The sequence below is a fragment of the Clostridioides sp. ES-S-0123-01 genome, from assembly GCF_020658415.1.
In the GTDB taxonomy this organism is placed as follows: Bacteria; Bacillota; Clostridia; order Peptostreptococcales; family Peptostreptococcaceae; genus Clostridioides.
This window is the reverse complement of the sequence record NZ_JACVWD010000004.1, coordinates 229,043-247,882: the sequence shown is the minus strand read 5'-3', so window position 1 is coordinate 247,882 and position 18,840 is coordinate 229,043. Positions and strand designations below refer to the sequence as shown.

Here is an 18,840-nt window from a genome sequence, read left to right as displayed (position 1 = left end):
TTTAAGTTATATAATCTATGATATATTATATTCTTTATGATGTATATTGTCCATATATCTTTAATATCTATATGATTTTCATAAATAATCTATTCTTCAATTATCATTTGATGTTATATTATATAGCTTATTTATCTTCATCTACTTCTTTAAAGTCAGCATCTACTACATTGTCATCTTTAGGTCCATTATCTTGAGCTTGCTCTGCACCTTGTGCTGCTTGTTGTTCTTGAGCTGCCTTTTGGTACATTTCTTGAGATACTTTTTGGAACTTAGTCATTACTTCTTCTGTAGCTTTCTTAAGTTCTTCTGCTGTAGCATCTTGATTATCTTTTACAACTTTTAAGTCTGCTATTGCTTTTTCTATATCTTCTTTATCACTTGCACTTATTTTATCTCCAAGTTCATTTAAAGTTTTTTCAGTTTGATATATAGTAGATTCAGCTTGGTTAAATGCTTCTATTTTCTCTTTTTTCTGTTTGTCAGCTTCAGCATTCATCTCAGCTTCTTTTATTTTTTGTTCTATATCTGCTTCTGATAAATTAGTATTTGATGTTATAGTTATTTTTTGTTCTTTTCCTGTACCTAAATCTTTAGCTGAAACATTAACTATACCATTTGCATCTATATCAAATGTAACTTCTATTTGAGGTATTCCCCTTTGTGCTGGTGGTATATCAGTTAATTGGAATCTTCCTAAAGTTGTATTGTCATAAGCCATACTTCTTTCACCTTGAAGTACATGTATATCAACAGCTGTTTGGTTATCAGCAGCAGTTGAGAATACTTGAGATTTCTTAGTTGGTATTGTAGTGTTTCTTTCTATTATCTTAGTCATTACATTACCCATAGTTTCTATACCAAGAGATAATGGAGTAACGTCTAGTAATAATAAGTCTTTAACATCTCCTGCTAAAACTCCTGCTTGTATAGAAGCTCCTGCTGCAACACATTCATCTGGGTTTATACCTTTATGAGGATCTTTTCCTATAAATTTCTTAACAGCATCTTGAACTGCTGGTATTCTTGTAGAACCACCAACTAGTAATACATCATCTATTTCACTTGTAGAAAGTCCTGCATCTTGTAAAGCTCTCTTAGTTGGTTCCATAGTTTTTTCAACTAAACCTCTAGTTAATTCTTCAAATTTAGCTCTTGATAAATCTATATTTAAATGCTTTGGACCTTCTGCTGTAGCAGTTATGAAAGGTAAGTTTATGTTTGAATTCATTGTTGATGATAATTCTTTCTTAGCCTTTTCTGCTGCTTCTTTCAATCTTTGAAGAGCCATTTTATCATTTCTTAAATCTACACCTTCAGCTTTTTTGAATTCATCTGCTAAATAGTCTATTACTATTTGGTCGAAGTCATCTCCACCTAATCTATTGTTACCAGCTGTAGCTAAAACTTCAAAAGTACCATCACCTATTTCAAGTATAGATACATCAAAAGTTCCTCCACCTAAGTCAAATACTAATATTTTCTTTTCTTGGTCTAATTTATCCATACCATAAGCAAGAGCTGCTGCTGTTGGCTCGTTTATTATTCTCTTAACATCTAGCCCTGCTATTCTACCAGCATCTTTAGTAGCTTGTCTTTGAGCATCTGTAAAGTACGCTGGAACTGTTATAACTGCTTCTGTTACTGTTTGTCCTAAGTAACTTTCTGCATCTGATTTTAATTTTTGTAATATTATTGCTGATATTTCTTGTGGAGTATATGATTTTCCATCTATATTCACTTTGTAATCAGTTCCCATGTGAGTTTTTATTGAAGTTATTGTTTTATCTGCATTTGTAACTGCTTGTCTTTTTGCAGGTTCTCCAACTATTCTTTCACCATCTTTTGTAAATGCCACTACTGATGGAGTAGTTCTCATACCTTCATTATTTGCTATTATTTGTGCTTCTCCACCTTCTAATACTGCAACACATGAATTTGTTGTTCCTAAATCTATTCCTATTATTTTTCCCATGACTAAAAATCCTCCTTGAGTAATTGTATAATTAAATTTTACTTATTTGTGTATTTTATATTAGGCTAAATATCTTAGCCTTAATTTATATACTTAGCAAGAAACCTTAACCATTGAAGGTCTTATAACTTTAGTTCCTAGCTTATATCCTTTTTGAAGTACCATCACTATTTGATTTGCTTCTACTCCATCTACACTCTCTTGCATAACTGCTAGATGTAAGTTTGGGTCAAATTCCTTAGATTCTGCTTCTATTTCTTCTACTCCAAATTTTACTAGAGTATCTATTAATTGTTTATGTACAAGGCTTATACCCTTATACATAGTATCTTCCTTATCTTCACATGCATCTAAGGCTCTTTCCATACTATCTATAACTGGTATTAACTCAGTTATTATTTTCTCATTTGCAAACACACCAATTGTTTCTTTTTCTTGTTGAGTTCTTCTTCTATAGTTTGCATATTCGGCTTGAAGTCTTTGATATTTGTCATTTAATTCATCTACTTCATCTTTTAATTTTTTTTCTGCTAATTTAGAATTTATATCTGTTACATTTTCATCATCAGCTTTTTCTTCATCAGTTTTTTCGCTTGACTCTTCACATTCTTCATTAACAACTTCATCTTCTAACTCTACTTGAGTTTCAGATTCTTGGTTAATAGAAGTATCATTTTCTTCTTTTACTTCTTGTTGCTCATTTTTTTTATCCAAGACTTTACACCCCTCAATTTAAAATTTCTTTACTTTCTATTAATTAATAAACTCATATAATTTATTATAGAGTAAATTCTAGCGTAATCCATTCTTGTAGGCCCTATGAAGCTTATTCGCCCAACTAAGTCTCTGTCTACATTATAAGTTGCTGTAACTATACTACAATCCTGTGCCAATTTACAATCATTATCACTACCAATTATTATATTTAGATTTTCTTTTTGTATTCCCTTTGATTTAATTATGTCAGCTATTGTTTCCTTTCTTTCTAACATATTTAAAAATGACTTTGCTTTTAACACATCATTGAATTCTGGATAACTAAATATATTAGTGGCTCCATTTAATGATAGAGAAAAATCTTCTTCTTCCATATTTGAGTTTAGGGCATTTAAAAGTTCATCTATAAACCCTGAGTACTCACTTATTTCATATTTAATAAAAGCAATCAGATTATCATCTAAATCTGTTATACTTTTTCCTAAGAGCTTCTTTGTAAGATTATCAGAAATCAAATTTAACTTAGATTGATCTAAATATACATTAGTTGTAAGGTTAGCTTTTTTTAAGTCCCCTTTATCTGTTACAACTATAAGTAAAATATTATTGTCATGCATAGCAACTAACTGTATATGCTTTATGACGCTTTGATTTATTAAACTCTTAGTAACTGCTACAGTTGTGTAGTTAGTTAATTGAGATAATAGCTTAGACGTTTCATGAATTAATTCTTTTATATGATTTATGTTATGATTCATACATTGTTCAATAAGAATCTTATCATTATCATCTAATTCACTTTTACTCATAAGAGAGTTTACATATAACTTATAGCCTTTTTCAGATGGAACTCTACCCGCAGAAGTATGTGGCTGAATTAAATATCCTAATTCTTCAAGGTCAGCCATTTCATTTCTTATGGTGGCAGCACTAACACCTAAATCATGCCTTTTAGATATTGTTCTAGAACCTATAGCTTCAGCTGTTTCTATATAATCTTTAACTATAGCTTTGAGGATATTTAATTTTCTTTCATTTAATTCCATATTATTATACCTCCTAGCTGTTAGCACTCACTAAGTTCGAGTGCTAAAAAGATTATATATATTATATACCATTATAAATTTATTTTGTCAACACCCTAAAAATCATTCCATAAATTCTATAAATATACTATTAGATATTTCTCTTCCCTTTTGAGTTAATTGTATTCCCTCAAAGCTTTGGTTTATAAGGTCTCTAGCTAGTAACATTTCTATCTGCTTACTGTATTTTTTTCTAAAATCTATTCCAAAATTTTTTTCAAAATCTTTAAATTTTATTCCCTTATTCATTCTAAGACCCATAAATATCTTTTCTTCTATCATATCTTTTATAGAAAGATTTTCACTATCTTGTATTGGCTTCTCTCCTTTAATCAGACTTAAATGATAATCCTCTAAAGATTCTAAATTATTATATCTATTATTATCAATATAACCAGAAGCTCCTGCTCCAAGACCTATATAGTGTTCACATTCCCAATATAAAATATTATGTTTACAATTATAGCCTTCTTGTGAGTAATTTGATATTTCATATTGATTGTATCCTTTTGATTTTAAATAGTTTATTGTATACTCATACATTTCTATATCTATATTTTCATCTATAAGGTCAAATTGATTATTTTCATACATATTATACAGTTCAGTACCTTCTTCTAATATAAGAGAATATGCTGATATATGTGTTGGATTTAAACCTGTAACTTTTTCAAGAGTTTCCTTCCAATCACATAGTGTTTGATTGGGAAGACTATACATTAAGTCTATATTAATATTTTTAAATCCTACACTCAGTGCGTCCATATAGTTTTTCTCAAATTCTTTATAACTATGTATTCTTCCTATAAAGTTCAAATGCTTTTCTTGGACAGCTTGTAACCCTATGCTAAGTCTATTGATACCAACTTCTTTCATAGTTTCTAATTTTTCTAGTGTCAGTGTGCCAGGATTGCATTCTATGGTTATTTCTGCGTTTTTGTCTATATTGAATTTTTCTTTTACACTTACAACTACTTCTCTTATTTCTTCAGATGTTAAAATACTAGGTGTTCCTCCACCTATAAATATACTTGTTATTATATCGTTTTTGTCTAAATTGAAATCTTCTTTATTTTTGTATTTATCATCTCTATTTAATTTATTACTGTATAACTCCATTTCTATTTTCAAATCTTCTATATATCTTTTTTTTGAATCTAGGTCCATTTTATAAGAATTAAAATCACAATACTTACATTTTTTCACACAAAATGGGATATGTATATAAAGTCCTAACATTTTATATTCCTCATTTCTTAAAATTATCTTAAAGCATCAGTTATTAAATTATAAATCAAACAAAATAACTCATCAAATAACATATAAAGCATCTTCACTATGTAATATCATAAAAAATTTGGATAAAAGTAGATTTTTACTTTTATCCAAATTTTTCAACTTAAAATAAATGACTATTTTTTCTTCATATAATAATAAACTGGTAATCCAAGTAGGGTTATAAATATACCACCTAAAGATACTGCTGTTGAAGTCAGTATTTGATTTATTATTACAAATAATCCACCTAATATAGCTATAATTGGTATTATTGGATATAAAGGAACTTTATACGGTCTGTGTAAATTTGGTTGTTCTCTTCTAAGCCTTATAACTCCAACAAAAGTCAATACGTAAAATACCCATATTGAAAATATAGTTAAATCTGTCAAAAGATTAAATTGACCAGATAAAGCATATATACATGCTAATACAGTTATGAGCAGTATTGAATTTACAGGAGACCCACCAGAATTTACTTTTAATAAAACCTTAGAAGCAGGCAAAGTTCCTTTTTCAGCTAATGTATATGGTATTCTTGACCCTGTTAATAAATATCCATTTAATGTACCAAACACTGATATTAATATACCCACAGTTATTACTTTTCCACCTAAATTTCCAAATAATTTTTTTGCAACTAATGTTGCTGGTGAAGTAACAGTTGCTAATTCACTTGCTGGCACAACCCAAAGATATGCTACATTTATTATAATATATATTGCCATAACTAATGATAGCCCACCAACTATTGCTCTTGGTAAATCTTTTTCTGGAGATTTCATCTCTCCTGAGATAGCACCGACATTTATCCATCCATCATATGCAAACAACGTTGCTATTAATACTTGTCCAAGTGCGCTTGATACATTAACTCCATCACCTACAAATGGATTTAATATCTCACTACTTTGGCCTTTAATAAATCCAAATATTATTATTAGAGCTAATGGTATCATTTTTCCAATAGTAGCTACTGTCTGAACTTTTCCTCCCAATGATGAACCTATTATATTAAGTAATGATAAAAACAGTATTACTCCAATTGCTATTGGAAGCACAACTGACATATTGTTTGGACTCATATTTAAAAGTTCAGATGCTTGTTGAGCAAATATTACCCCTAATGCTGCTGACGTACCTGGAAAAAATAATACAGTTTGCATCCATCCAGTTAAAAATCCTAATTTTTCTCCATATATTTCTTCAATATAAATCATCATACCACCAGTTTTTGGGATAGCAGCTGATATTTCTGTAGCTGTAAGTCCAGCTGTTATTGTTATAAATCCACCTAAAAGCCATGCTATAATACCTAGTCCTGGAGCTCCATTAGTTGTGGTATATATTGCCTGTGGCTTAAAAAAAACTCCTGAACCTATAACCATACCTACAACAGTAGAAAGAGCTGCTGAAAGACCAATAGTCTTTTGTAGTTGAGTACGCATGATGTCCCTCCTTACTGTTTTATAAGTGCATAAAATATTAATTTTATAAATTTATGGTTTTAGTATTCCCAAAGTTTTTTTTTATATTAACTTACTAACTTTATATTAATTTGCTATACATTTAAAATTATAGAATACCAACCTTCATAATTTCAACCTTATAAAGACTGTCTATTTTTTTAATGTAAATTATATTTACTATCTTAAATTAATTAAATTAAAGTTTAATCTTTTAACTTAAAATGTATATATATCTAATACTTTTCCTTTTAAAATTTCTTTTTCATTTAGTTCTGGATTATTAATAACAATTTCAAGCATCTTATTTAATAGATACCCTATATCTTTACCTGGTTTAACACCTATAGACATTAAATCGTTTCCATTAATAGCTAAGTCTTTAATATGAAAGCATTCATTTTGACTTATTATATGTTTAAATTCCTTTTCACTCTCAATAAGGTTTAATATTTTCTGTTTTGCATATTTTGGGTTTTTAGCAAGTGTGTCAGCCCAATTAACCTTTATTAAATCTTCAAATAGTTCAACGTCTCCAAGTTTATTTAATAACTTTTTAATAATTTTTCTTTTTGGTTCTATTCTATAATCATGATATTGTATTAATATTAAAACTTTATTAATAGTATAATTATCATACTTAAGTCTCTTCAAAATTTGCTTTGCTATTTTGACAGACTCCCTACTGTGACTATAAAAATGGTCAATTCCATTTTTATCTGTCGTTTTAGTAATTTTTTTACCCAAATCATGAAATAACATTGTAAGCTTTAGATATAATTCATCTTCAATTACTTCAGTAGCTATCAATGTATGTTTTCCAACATTATAAATATGATATGGATTATTTTGAATAACATCTTCTAAGTCACATATTTCAGGAATTATAAATTTTAATAATCCTGTTGAAATTAATAAATTTAACTTAGATGAATCAGATATTAGCATTTTATTGAATTCTACTTGAATTCTTTCCATAGACACACATTTTATTAAATCTGCGTTTCTGTAGATACTTTGTTTAGTATCTTCAGCTATTTTAAAATTAAGCTGTGCAGAAAATCTAATCGCTCTAAGCATTCTAAGTGCATCTTCTTCAAATCTATCTACTGGATTTCCAACGCAACGAATACACTTATTTTGTATATCCTCACAACCATTAAATGGGTCAACTAATCCAGTCTTTGAATTGTATACAATTGCATTAACAGTAAAATCTCTTCTTGACAAATCCTTAACTATATCATTTGTAAATTCTATTGAATCTGGATGTCTACCATCACTATAACTTCCATCTATTCTATATGTTGTCACTTCAAATGGCTCATGTTCAATCATGACTGTTACAGTACCATGTTGTATACCAGTTGGAATAGTCCTTTCAAATATCTCTACCACTTTTTCAGGTCTTGCACTAGTTGTTATATCCCAGTCATTTGGAATTTTTTCTAATAAACAATCCCTCACACATCCTCCAACTACATATGCCTCATAACCATTCTTTTCTAATTCTTTAATTATATAATCCACTTTTTTAGGAATTTCTATATTAGTCATAAATATCACCTTTTTTATTTTTTCTTTAATATACTCTTACTTATATTCTCTATGTGTTTAATTAAAATATACCACAAAAAAACTAGATTAATTTAGAAATAATTCTAAAATCACTCTAGCTTTTAAGTATATTTATCTAAATTTATAAAAATTTAATAAATTATTCATCCAACTTAAGTACAGACATAAATGCTTTTTGAGGAACTTCAACAGAGCCAATTTGTCTCATACGCTTCTTACCTTCTTTTTGTTTTTCAAGAAGTTTCTTCTTACGAGATATATCTCCACCATAACATTTAGCAAGTACATCTTTTCTTAAAGCACTTATTGTCTCTCTTGCAATAACCTTATTACCAACAGCAGCTTGTATAGGTATAGCAAATTGATGTCTTGGAATTTCTCCTTTTAATTTCTCACACATTGCCTTTCCTCTAGGGAAAGCACGAGTTTCATGTACAATAAAACTAAGTGCATCAACTTGCTCTTTATTAATTAAAACATCAAGTTTTACAAGAGTAGATGCAACATATCCCTTAATCTCATAATCAAGAGAACCATATCCTCTAGTTCTTGATTTTAAGGCATCAAAGAAATCATAAACAACTTCATTAAGAGGAAGGTCGTAATGAAGCATTACTCTTCTCTCATCTATATATTCCATGTTTAACATATTTCCACGTCTTTCCTGGCAAAGTTCCATAACAACACCTACATAATCTTTAGGAACTATTATATCTCCTTTTACTATAGGTTCTTCTATCATTCTTATCTCAGCTACTTCTGGCAAATTTGCAGGATTTTGTATCATTACAACTTCTCCGTCAGTTTTTGTAACTCTGTATATAACAGATGGTGCTGTAGTTATTATATCAAGATTAAATTCTCTCTCAAGTCTTTCTTGCATTATTTCCATATGTAAAAGACCTAAAAATCCACATCTAAACCCAAACCCTAGTGCTGCTGAAGTTTCAGCCTCATATTCAAGGGCAGCATCATTTACTTGTAATTTTTCAAGAGCATCTCTTACATTTTCATATTTTTCACCTTCTCCTGGATATATACCACAATATACCATTGGAGTAGCTTTTTTATATCCTGGTAAAGGTTCTTCTGTAGGATTATTTGAATCTGTTATTGTATCCCCTACACGACAGCTTCTTATGTCTTTTATACTAGCAGCAATATAACCAACATCACCAGCTGATAATTCACTAAGTTCAGTTTGCCCTGGAGCCATAACACCAACTTCAGTTACTTCAAACTTTTTCTTAGTATTCATCATTTTTATTGTCATACCTTTTTTAACAGTTCCTTCAAACACTCTAACATAGGCTACAACACCTTTATAAGCATCGTAATAAGAGTCAAATATTAACGCCTTTAATGGTGCTTCATTATCTCCTTTAGGTGCAGGTACATTTTTTACAATATCTTCTAAAACATCTTCTATATTTAAACCTGTTTTAGCTGAAATAAGAGGTGCTTCACTTGCATCAAGCCCTATTATATCTTCAATTTCATGTTTTACTTCATCTGGTCTTGCACTTGGTAAATCTATTTTATTTATTATTGGTAATATTTCTAAATCTTGGTCTATTGCAAGATACACATTAGCTAAAGTCTGTGCCTCAACACCTTGTGCTGCATCGACTACCAATAATGCTCCCTCACATGCTACTAAACTTCTTGATACCTCATAATTGAAGTCTACATGTCCTGGTGTATCTATAAGATTTAAATAATATTCATTTCCATCCTTCGCCTTATACATTAATCTTATATTTTGAAGCTTTATAGTGATTCCTCTTTCTCTTTCAAGATCCATGTTATCAAGTAATTGACTCTTCATGTCTCTTTCACTGACAAGCCCCGTTTGTTGTATTAATCTATCAGCTAAGGTAGACTTTCCATGGTCTATATGTGCAATTATACTAAAATTTCTAGTTCTACTTTGTTTATTGTCCACCTTAAATTCCCTCCTCTTGATTATTCTTATAGTTATCATTTTATATTATATAAAAACTTTTTATATATCAAATTTTAAATTTTTGAATATAAACTAATTGGCATTAAACAAAATTATCCACATTATATGTGGATTATCAAGTCTAACACTAAATATTATATAATATCATAAACTTAAAGTAAATCCTATAAAATATAGTTAATGTGTTTTTATTTTATACAATTAAAGATACATAACTAAAATAAGGCTTATTTTAATCAATAAACCTTATTCACTTATTTCCTACTTATTAAATTTTTCAACGATTTTGTGTATATCAAAATCTGGTATATCAATCTTTGGTATATCAAACTTTGTAATATCAAATTTAATACTTGAGAAATAATTATGTTGCTTTATTCCCAACATACTTTTAGCATTACTATCAACTATAAACACACAAATGGATGTACCTATAATCATAATAACTAAAAATATAATTCTCATAATATACTTATATTTTCTTTGTTTACTTTTACCTTCTATATTTCTTTCTAATCGGCTCATTCAACATGCTCCTAATTACACTAAACAATCTAATTTTTTTGTTTAAAATATTCATCTAAAATTTCAGCAAGATACTTTGTAGTAGCCTTAGATTCTTCTATACTCGTTGCATTATTTCCAATTTCTATTAACATGTGATTTTTAACTGCAAATTGATTAAATCTAGCATAGTCTTTTTCTACTATTGGAGACACCAAGCCTGGATATTTCTTTTCAGCAAAAGCAGTTATGTCATCTGCTAAAGCTCTAAGTTGTGCTTTATTTTCATTTTTTCCTCCTACAACAAAGAAGAATTTAGATACTCTCTCTCCATTTATCATAGTTGTATATTTCAAATGGTCTTTTTCTTTAGTGGCTGGATTAGTTAAATCCCTAGCATCCCTATGTAAATCTATTGCTATGTCCACTGTATTATATTTAGGGAGTATACTTTTTATTGTTTTTAAACTACTTGCATAAGAGTTATTATAAGATGGATAGTCATGGTATTTAGTAGTATGGACTACACCCCATCCCTTACTGTCTAAAGCACTAGTTAATGCATTTCCTACTTCCATTACTGAATTTTTCTTATCTCTTGAATGATAATTTCCATCAGGTGAGTTTGAATAAGTTTCACACCCATGAGTATGATATATCAAAATTCTTGGATTTTCTTTAGTCACTCTTAAGTCATCTTTATACTCTGCACTAGACGCAGTACTAGTTTCAGTTGTATCTGAGTTTTTTGACTCAATATCTGGAACATTTTCTTTACCAACATAAAGTTTTATATATTCTTTTTCGCTTTCTTTCTTATTGTCGGCTTTACTTACATCCTCAGATTTTTTATTTTCATTTTTACTTTCTTTACTTGCTTCTTTATTTTTATCACTCTTTTTATTTTCTGTATTATTTCCTTCGACTTTAGCTTCTGGATAAGATGAATTTACTAAAAACTTTAAAAAGTCATCTTGATTTAAAGCCAATGATTTTCCTGGTAAAATGCATGCTAATATAAAAGTCAAGGTTACTACTTTAATGCATTTTTTAAACATATTTGCTCCTCCTTATTTTACAATCTACCTGGATGTAAAGACCTATTCAGACCTTCACTTATTATTATAGATAGATTTTCAATTGTATCATCTATATCTTTTGGTGTTACGATTAAGTTCTTATCATATGGATCTAATGAATCTTTTATTAGATGATATTTTTCTTCCTCTTTAAGTTTTTTCAACATATTATAAAAACTTTCTGTTTCTTCTGATTGAGATATTAAATTATCTATTGCCATATCCAAAACATCTATAGTAAGAGTTGCTGCGTCAACCACAGTTGGAACTCCTATTGCAATAACATCCACTCCTAAGGTTTCTTTAGTGAGAGATTTTCTTGTATTACCAACACCTCCACCAGGTGATATTCCTGCTGTTGATATTTGTATAGTAGAGTTTACTCTTTCCATTTTTCTTGATGCTAGTGCATCTATTGCTACTACTCTATCTGGCTTAACTTTCTCAACTAGTGACTTCACTACTTCACTAGTTTCTATCCCAGTAACACCCATAACCCCTGGACTTAGAGCTGATACCTCAGTAAAATCATCATCATAATCCTTGTTGTAATTTTTAAAGAGATGTCTAGTTACTAGTGTTTTAGATACACTTTTGGGACCCAATGCATCAGAAGTAATATTTCTATTTCCAAGACCAATTACTAGTGTCTTTTTATTTTTGTCTTGTCCAAATACATCTACTAATTCATCTTTTAGATAATTTATCATCTCTTCTCTTGACTCATCATCATCAAACTTCATAAGATTACTTTCTAGGGTTATATACTTTCCTATATCTTTGTTCATTATCTCTGAACCTTGTTCATCTATTACTTCAACTTTTGTTACAACACAATTTTCTAATTCTTTAGTTTCTATTTCCACCCCAGGAATACTACTTCCTTCTTGAGATTTTTCACACATTTCACTAGCTTCTAAAGCCAAATCTGTTCTTACATTAATCATATAAACCTCCAGTATAAATTAAATGCTAATTATAATTGTTAACAAAATTTAGTATTTTATAACAAAAAACTATAAATTTATTTAAAACAAGTAAAATTAAGGCTTTCAATGTAAGAAAATTGAGTTTGGTCAGTAAATAGTCAGTAAACTTCCTTAACTATCATCTATTTACAAATATAAAAAGGTAGCAACTATTTATATAGGCGCTACCTTTTAATCTATTTATCAATTTCATATTATCAAATTCCTGTCAAATTTTCATTCATTATACATTTCTTTTTTATCAAAATAACTTTATAATTTCTATATCATTTCATTCTGTTGAAAAAATGGTTCAGCAATCTCCAACCACTCATTTGGCAAATAAATAGCTAGATAACCATGATTATATCCCTTAGCTTCATAAATTTTACAAGAAGGTACATAAGACTGAAACATCTTTGCAGAGTTTTTTACACATTTCATTTCCTTTTCACCATACCAATACATCACTTGTGCTGTAGTTTCTCTTAAACTCTCCTTAAGTGTGTACTTCATCATATAAGTACGATACATAGCATAGAGTGTTTCTTTTCTGACATGTGGCATATCTTTCATATAATAGTTCTTAATTTCATCTGGATATTGCATGTTTTTTGGAAATAATTTTGACATCATAGCAATTTGAAATCTACAAGCTTTTTCACTAAATAAAAGCCCTCTAAAAAATCGAATCGACATCATACAAGCTCGTGCCATATTGGGTCTAGGATAGCAAATACTGCCATCAATAATTGCCTTTTCAGTAATATCTGGTTTTCGAGATAAAATCTCTATAACAATCTGTCCACCAAGAGATACTCCACACAGAGAAAAAAGATGACCACCACATTCTTCATCTATATATTTCATCAATTTATCTGCTGTATCCTCTGTAGAAATATATGTAGTCTTGTATTCTTCTCCATGACCATCCAGTGTAGGAAGTATTACATGATAGTATTCAGACAATACTCGTGCTTGTCGTAAATAATTCCACCATGCATTCCCACCTCCATGAATCAGCATGATATGTGGATTGTTTTTATTCCCAAATTCATGAAAGTTCATATATAATGCCTCCTTATAAAAACAAAATGTTTGTTATTTCTTCTTCTCATCATTTTTTGCAGGTGGAGAAGATATAATTGAGAGTTTTCGGAGTTTTAAATCTGATTTGGGTTCTTGGTCTATGTATGGCTTCAATAAATCAACTATACTTTGAAGAAGATTTTCATATTCTCTATCAGTTATATATAACAATGCTGAAGTGAAAAATACATTGTCTTTCTTATGGTCTTGATTTTTTAAACTAAAATATTCATTCATTTCTTGCATCAAACCCATATGAAATGCTGTAGAGAGTGAAACAGATGCATCTACTTCCATATCCAAAGCATATTCCTTTAATGAATAAATTTTTTCAATTGTACCACGTACACGATTTTCTTTAACTACTTCAATCATATTGTTATCTTCCAAAATTTTAACATGGTGGTAAACTGTTGCACGAGGAATATCACTTAGATACTTCACAATATCAGATGTACGAACACTACCATGAATTCTGATATACTGTAAAATTCGGAGTCTAGCTGGATTTAAAATTAGTTTTGTTGTATCCACTTTATCAATCCTTTCTTTAATCCATAAAATTATTATAGTCTAATTTTTTAGACTATACAAGAGTATGATATAAAACTATTAAACAGTCAACAGTAATAAAAATAGCGATAGTATAGTTCTGCTTATCTGCGACAATAAAAAAATTACCTTTAATTAATAGAAAAACTTTCATATTAACCATATAAATTCATATTTTTATAAAATTTATTACTAAGTCCATAAAAATGAGTAATTTCTTGTATTATCTTATAATTATTGGAAATACTATCAAAATGTATGTTAATAATTTGTATTATTTCAAGATATATGTTACAAAAATAAAATATTAAATTGTATCTATTAAAATATTTAAAGAACAAAATATATCAACATAAAAACAAAATATTTCAAATTATTTATACATAATTTATAGTCTAAAAAATCAAAACAAAAAACATTATTAAAATATATAAATAATAATCCTTGATTTTTAGATTTATTTCTGTTAAAATCTAATATGTTGACGATGAATATGAGAAAAAAATACAGGGAGGTGAACACGGTGGCAAATATAAAATCAGCTAAGAAAAGAATAAGTGTTATCGAAAAGAAAACTGCTTTAAATAGAGTTAGAAAATCTCAAATAAAAACTGCAATAAGAAGATTCGAAGATGCTGTTGCAGCTGGAAACAGAGAGGATGCTGTTGTTAAGTTCCAATACGCTCAAAAAAGAATATACCAAGTAGCTTCTAAAGGAACTATACATAAGAATGCTGCAGCTAGAAAAGTAGCTAAATTAGCTCAAAAGTTAAACGGTATGAACGCTTAATTACCAGTTTATATTTCTTATATATAATAACCCCTATGTAGGGGTTTTTTATTTTGGAAATTTATACAATAAAAAATAAATAGTTAGACATATTATAGTAGATTATATACTCTTAGACTCAATCTAGCCTACTTGTACTTTGAACTATAACATATCTTGCTATTTATTTTTTATTAATGTATAATTTTTTTTACACTGCTTGTCTTTTACAGTATCTACTAACCAACATTTCTACTGCTAAGGTATCCCTTATAAGACCTGTTTTTATTTTATAATCACTTTCTAATATATAGTTTAAAATTTCTATGATTATATCATCAGAAAAGTTCTTAGCCTGCTTTAATGCTTTTCCTATTACAAATTGATGAATTTTTAATTTATCTGCTATAAATTTTGCTGAGTATCCCTCTAATTGTAATTGTCTTACTTGCATAACTATTTTAAACTGTCTAGCTATCATAGAAAATATACCTAAAACAGATTCGCCCTCCTGTATCATATCATTCAATATTTTCATTGCATTAGAAGCACTTTGCTCTCCAATATAATCAATTAACTTAAATATATCATTTTCAACCTTTTTAGGAGATAATTTATCTATTATATCATTAGTTACACTATTTCCCTTTCCAACAAATGAGCTAATTTTATTTATCTCGTTTTCTAAGTCTGATAAAGTCTTTTCACTACTTTTATCTCTATATCCTTCTTGTTCAATAAAATACATTATCTGAGAGTTTTCTATTATAACTTCATTTAGAGCAAAAGATTTTTTTATCCACTTAAATAAGTCCATATCAGAAAGCTTGTCACAGTTAAAAACAATTCCATTATTACTTATCTTTTTAACTAAAGATTTTCTTTTGTCAATATCTCCGTATACAACAAAAACTATGGTAGTAGTGTCTGGAGTATTATCTAAATGCTCTATCAAGTATTTTTCGTCACTATCTGTAAAATTCTTTTTCTTTCCTTTTAGTAACTCAAAGTCTTTTACTATTACTATTTTTCTATCATCCATAAAAGGAAGTGTCTCTATAGAGCTTATAAGCTGATTTAAGACTATTTCCTTTCCATCTATTATATCTAAGTTAAAATCGAGCATTCCTTCGTTTAAATTCTCTTTAAAGACTTTTATTGCATTTTCTATTAAATAATACTCTCTGCCATAAAAAAGATACATTTTCTCAAGTTTTTTATCTTTTATATTCCTTATAATATCCTTGTAATCCATTTTCTTGCTCCTTTATCTCTTTTCCTTCTATGTAAAATATGTAAAAAAATACTCCTATGTAATAAATCACTACAATATAAAGTTTAGGGTTATCTATATCAATATATGTAAAATTTAAATTGCTGAGTTTCTCTAGTAAAAAAAATATGATTTCTATCAATGTACTGTTAAATAAAGCTATTATTTTAGCTATTACTACACTTATTTTAAATATTATTAAACTTGCAATACTCAAATACATTATTATACCTATAAATGGCACTATGATTAAATTTCCTATGATTGAAACCAATGGTATACCTTTAAATGTATAATATATTATAGGCAAGGTTAATATATTTGACGATATTGTCAATGATACCATACTTAATTTTATAATACTATTTATTTTATTGTAAAATATTAGTATAGAGAATGTAGCTAAAAAAGATAATTGAAAACTTACATTATATATAACATAGGGGTTATTTATAATTAAAACTATCCCTATTAGAGACAGTGTTGATATTCCATCCTTTTTTCTATTAATAAAGACTGATAAATAGAAAACCATAACAAATGTTATAGACCTAATTATAGATGGAGACGCACCTACCATTATACAATATAAAGATATAAAAATCGACAATATTAATAATTTATACAATTTATTTATACCTCTTAATAAAAAAGCAATTACAACACATAGTATGCCTGTATGAAGACCAGATATAGATATTACATGGCTAGTTCCTGTTCTGGTGAACATTTCTTTTTGCTCATCTGTCAGATTTTCAACTTCTGCTAACAATATAGAATTTATAAAATCCGAATTTTTCTTATATAAATATCTATACGTTTTATTTATGTAAAACTTTACTTTACCTATTAAGTCATATATTTTATTCTTACCAATAATTTTATAGCTATTTATATATATTATACCTTTATATCCAGTGCTTTTTATATACCTTCCATAATCAAAATCTTCATATTTCATTTTAGCTAAACTTTTAAATTTGCCTGTAATATTAACTTTCTGACCAATTTTCAAATTTTTAGTTCTTGTGTAATCATTTATTAAGAAAGCGCCTACTTTATACTGATTATATCTAGGCTTTTCAAGTCTTCCTTTAACTGTTCCTTGTATAGTTATTATCTTATCATTAAATTTTTCATCCTCTTTCTTCTTATTTGTGATAATAAAAGATACAGCTATCACAAATATTAATATAATTAGTAAAGGTCTTCTTATTTGAATCATAATCACTCCTCTATAAAACATATTATTTAGATTATTTTCAAATAAATATTTTTTAAACAAAAGAAATTATTCTATAAACAAAAGAATACGTCAAAAGATTTATTAAAATCTTTTGACGTATTTTCATTTCTATATATATTCATTTATATAATTATCTTTTTTAGAAAAAATGCAATTAAGTATTTCTATTGTTTTTTTTGAAATACCCTTTATATTATTTAATAAAAGTGCTTCTTCAATGTCTATATAAGAAAATGCCAATTGTGTTAAAGCATTTATATCTAATTTAATATCAAAACACTCTTGAAGCTCATCTGTACATTCTTTATTTAATTTTTCTAACATTACTTTTTTATTTTGTATAGATATTTTGAATAGTCCATTATTCTCTTCTATATATTTATCTTCTATATATAATTTTATAGAGCCATTAATATCCTTATCAATATCTATATCTTCAATAAATTGCTTTACATTTATAACTCTTCCCATCATAAAAGGTTTTATTTTTATCTCACAGTCTTTAGGATTGTCTAATATAAACCTTATCTTATCTATCATAGGAGTAGCTATAGTAACTATCTTACATTGAGTATTGTGATTATATATAAATTTAAGCATTGATTTAAGGGCATCTATGTTTTTATAAAATAGCTCTCTGACAAACATTTTATCTCCTTGAAGAAAATAAATTACATATCCATCTTTTTCACTATCTTCATGGATATATAAATGTCCATCTTCACTTTGGATTTCTTTAAATAAGTTTTCATAATAATGTTCATCTTTTAACACATTACCATTAACCTCATTTAAAAATACTTTATCTATTTTAATTAAATCATCAATTTGTGATAAATTAGCTTTTATCATTTTTCCATTTGCCTTGAAAGTTTTTAAATCATCTGTTTTGATAGTATATTCAATTTGGTCATAACAATGCTCATATCCAAACCTTCTATAAAGTCTATAATCAATTGGCATTAATATAGATACTAGTTGTCCTTTCTTATACAACTCATTTAAAGTAAATTTAATAACTTTACTCATATAGCCAGTTCCTCTCCCCTCAGGAAGTGTGGAAACCCCTACTACATACGATGTATTGTATACCTTACTATTTAAACTTAATTTATACTGGTTTAGCTGAAGAGAGGAAACAATTTTTCCTTCATCTAAAGCTATTACAGTATTTTCATATTTATATTTATCATTAAAATAGTATTTCATAAAACTTTCACTATCATTAAAGCAATAACTCCATATTTCTTTTATACTTTCTATTTCTTCTTCTTTAGCATACCTAATCTCCATAT

General features: G+C 28.0%; 16 protein-coding genes. 1 reads left to right on the top strand and 15 read right to left on the bottom strand.

What is annotated here, in order from left to right:
- Window positions 1-127: 127 nt before the first annotated feature.
- The 12 genes from dnaK to IC175_RS10965 form a co-directional block, all read right to left on the bottom strand.
- Window positions 128-1,975: a molecular chaperone DnaK gene (gene dnaK, locus IC175_RS11020; protein ID WP_227432573.1), complete on the bottom strand. Its 1,848-nt coding sequence runs from the start codon at window positions 1,973-1,975 to the stop codon at window positions 128-130.
- Window positions 1,976-2,068: 93 nt separating this feature from the next.
- Entirely contained in the window at window positions 2,069-2,689 is a 621-nt protein-coding gene (grpE, locus tag IC175_RS11015) for a nucleotide exchange factor GrpE (RefSeq protein ID WP_227432572.1), read from the bottom strand.
- A 29-nt stretch (window positions 2,690-2,718) separates the two neighbouring features.
- Window positions 2,719-3,738 carry a heat-inducible transcriptional repressor HrcA gene (gene hrcA / locus IC175_RS11010; protein ID WP_227432571.1) on the bottom strand — a complete coding sequence of 340 codons (1,020 nt, stop codon included), beginning with the start codon at window positions 3,736-3,738 and terminating at the stop codon, window positions 2,719-2,721.
- 102 nt (window positions 3,739-3,840) lie between these two features.
- Window positions 3,841-5,016, bottom strand: a complete 1,176-nt coding sequence (hemW, locus tag IC175_RS11005; RefSeq protein ID WP_227851510.1) for a radical SAM family heme chaperone HemW — start codon at window positions 5,014-5,016, stop codon at window positions 3,841-3,843.
- A 173-nt stretch (window positions 5,017-5,189) separates the two neighbouring features.
- Window positions 5,190-6,503, bottom strand: a complete 1,314-nt coding sequence (locus IC175_RS11000) for an APC family permease (RefSeq protein ID WP_227482847.1) — start codon at window positions 6,501-6,503, stop codon at window positions 5,190-5,192.
- 237 nt (window positions 6,504-6,740) lie between these two features.
- Complete coding sequence (locus IC175_RS10995; protein WP_227851509.1) at window positions 6,741-8,078, bottom strand: CCA tRNA nucleotidyltransferase; 1,338 nt, start codon at window positions 8,076-8,078, stop codon at window positions 6,741-6,743.
- Between the two features lie 160 nt (window positions 8,079-8,238).
- Window positions 8,239-10,044, bottom strand: coding sequence for a translation elongation factor 4 (gene lepA, locus IC175_RS10990; RefSeq protein ID WP_227482848.1), 1,806 nt, complete (start codon window positions 10,042-10,044; stop codon window positions 8,239-8,241).
- Between the two features lie 282 nt (window positions 10,045-10,326).
- Window positions 10,327-10,590 (bottom strand): hypothetical protein, encoded by a 264-nt coding sequence (locus IC175_RS10985; protein WP_227830755.1) that lies wholly within the window; start codon window positions 10,588-10,590, stop codon window positions 10,327-10,329.
- A gap of 29 nt (window positions 10,591-10,619) precedes the next feature.
- Complete coding sequence (gene spoIIP / locus IC175_RS10980; protein WP_227830756.1) at window positions 10,620-11,627, bottom strand: stage II sporulation protein P; 1,008 nt, start codon at window positions 11,625-11,627, stop codon at window positions 10,620-10,622.
- Between the two features lie 17 nt (window positions 11,628-11,644).
- The gene (gene gpr / locus IC175_RS10975; protein WP_227432564.1) at window positions 11,645-12,595 is read right to left on the bottom strand and encodes a GPR endopeptidase; all 951 of its coding nucleotides are present in this window, start codon (window positions 12,593-12,595) and stop codon (window positions 11,645-11,647) included.
- Window positions 12,596-12,898: 303 nt separating this feature from the next.
- Complete coding sequence (locus IC175_RS10970) at window positions 12,899-13,684, bottom strand: alpha/beta fold hydrolase (protein ID WP_227482851.1); 786 nt, start codon at window positions 13,682-13,684, stop codon at window positions 12,899-12,901.
- A 33-nt stretch (window positions 13,685-13,717) separates the two neighbouring features.
- Window positions 13,718-14,239 (bottom strand): helix-turn-helix domain-containing protein, encoded by a 522-nt coding sequence (locus IC175_RS10965; RefSeq protein ID WP_227482852.1) that lies wholly within the window; start codon window positions 14,237-14,239, stop codon window positions 13,718-13,720.
- 541 nt (window positions 14,240-14,780) lie between these two features.
- Here IC175_RS10965 and rpsT point away from each other — a divergent pair.
- On the top strand, window positions 14,781-15,047 hold the full coding sequence (gene rpsT, locus IC175_RS10960) for a 30S ribosomal protein S20 (protein WP_227432754.1): 267 nt from the start codon (window positions 14,781-14,783) through the stop codon (window positions 15,045-15,047).
- Window positions 15,048-15,237: 190 nt separating this feature from the next.
- On the opposite strand, the gene holA is transcribed toward rpsT, so the two are convergent.
- The 3 genes from holA to eis all read right to left on the bottom strand — a co-directional run bounded on the left by holA (window position 15,238) and on the right by eis (window position 18,838).
- A complete protein-coding gene (holA, locus tag IC175_RS10955) occupies window positions 15,238-16,281 on the bottom strand; it encodes a DNA polymerase III subunit delta (protein ID WP_227482853.1) in 1,044 nt (347 codons plus the stop codon).
- Complete coding sequence (locus IC175_RS10950; protein ID WP_227432560.1) at window positions 16,244-17,524, bottom strand: ComEC/Rec2 family competence protein; 1,281 nt, start codon at window positions 17,522-17,524, stop codon at window positions 16,244-16,246. Before IC175_RS10950 ends, holA begins: the two co-directional genes overlap by 38 nt.
- A gap of 129 nt (window positions 17,525-17,653) precedes the next feature.
- The gene (eis, locus tag IC175_RS10945) at window positions 17,654-18,838 is read right to left on the bottom strand and encodes an enhanced intracellular survival protein Eis (RefSeq protein ID WP_227482854.1); all 1,185 of its coding nucleotides are present in this window, start codon (window positions 18,836-18,838) and stop codon (window positions 17,654-17,656) included.
- Window positions 18,839-18,840: the final 2 nt, after the last annotated feature.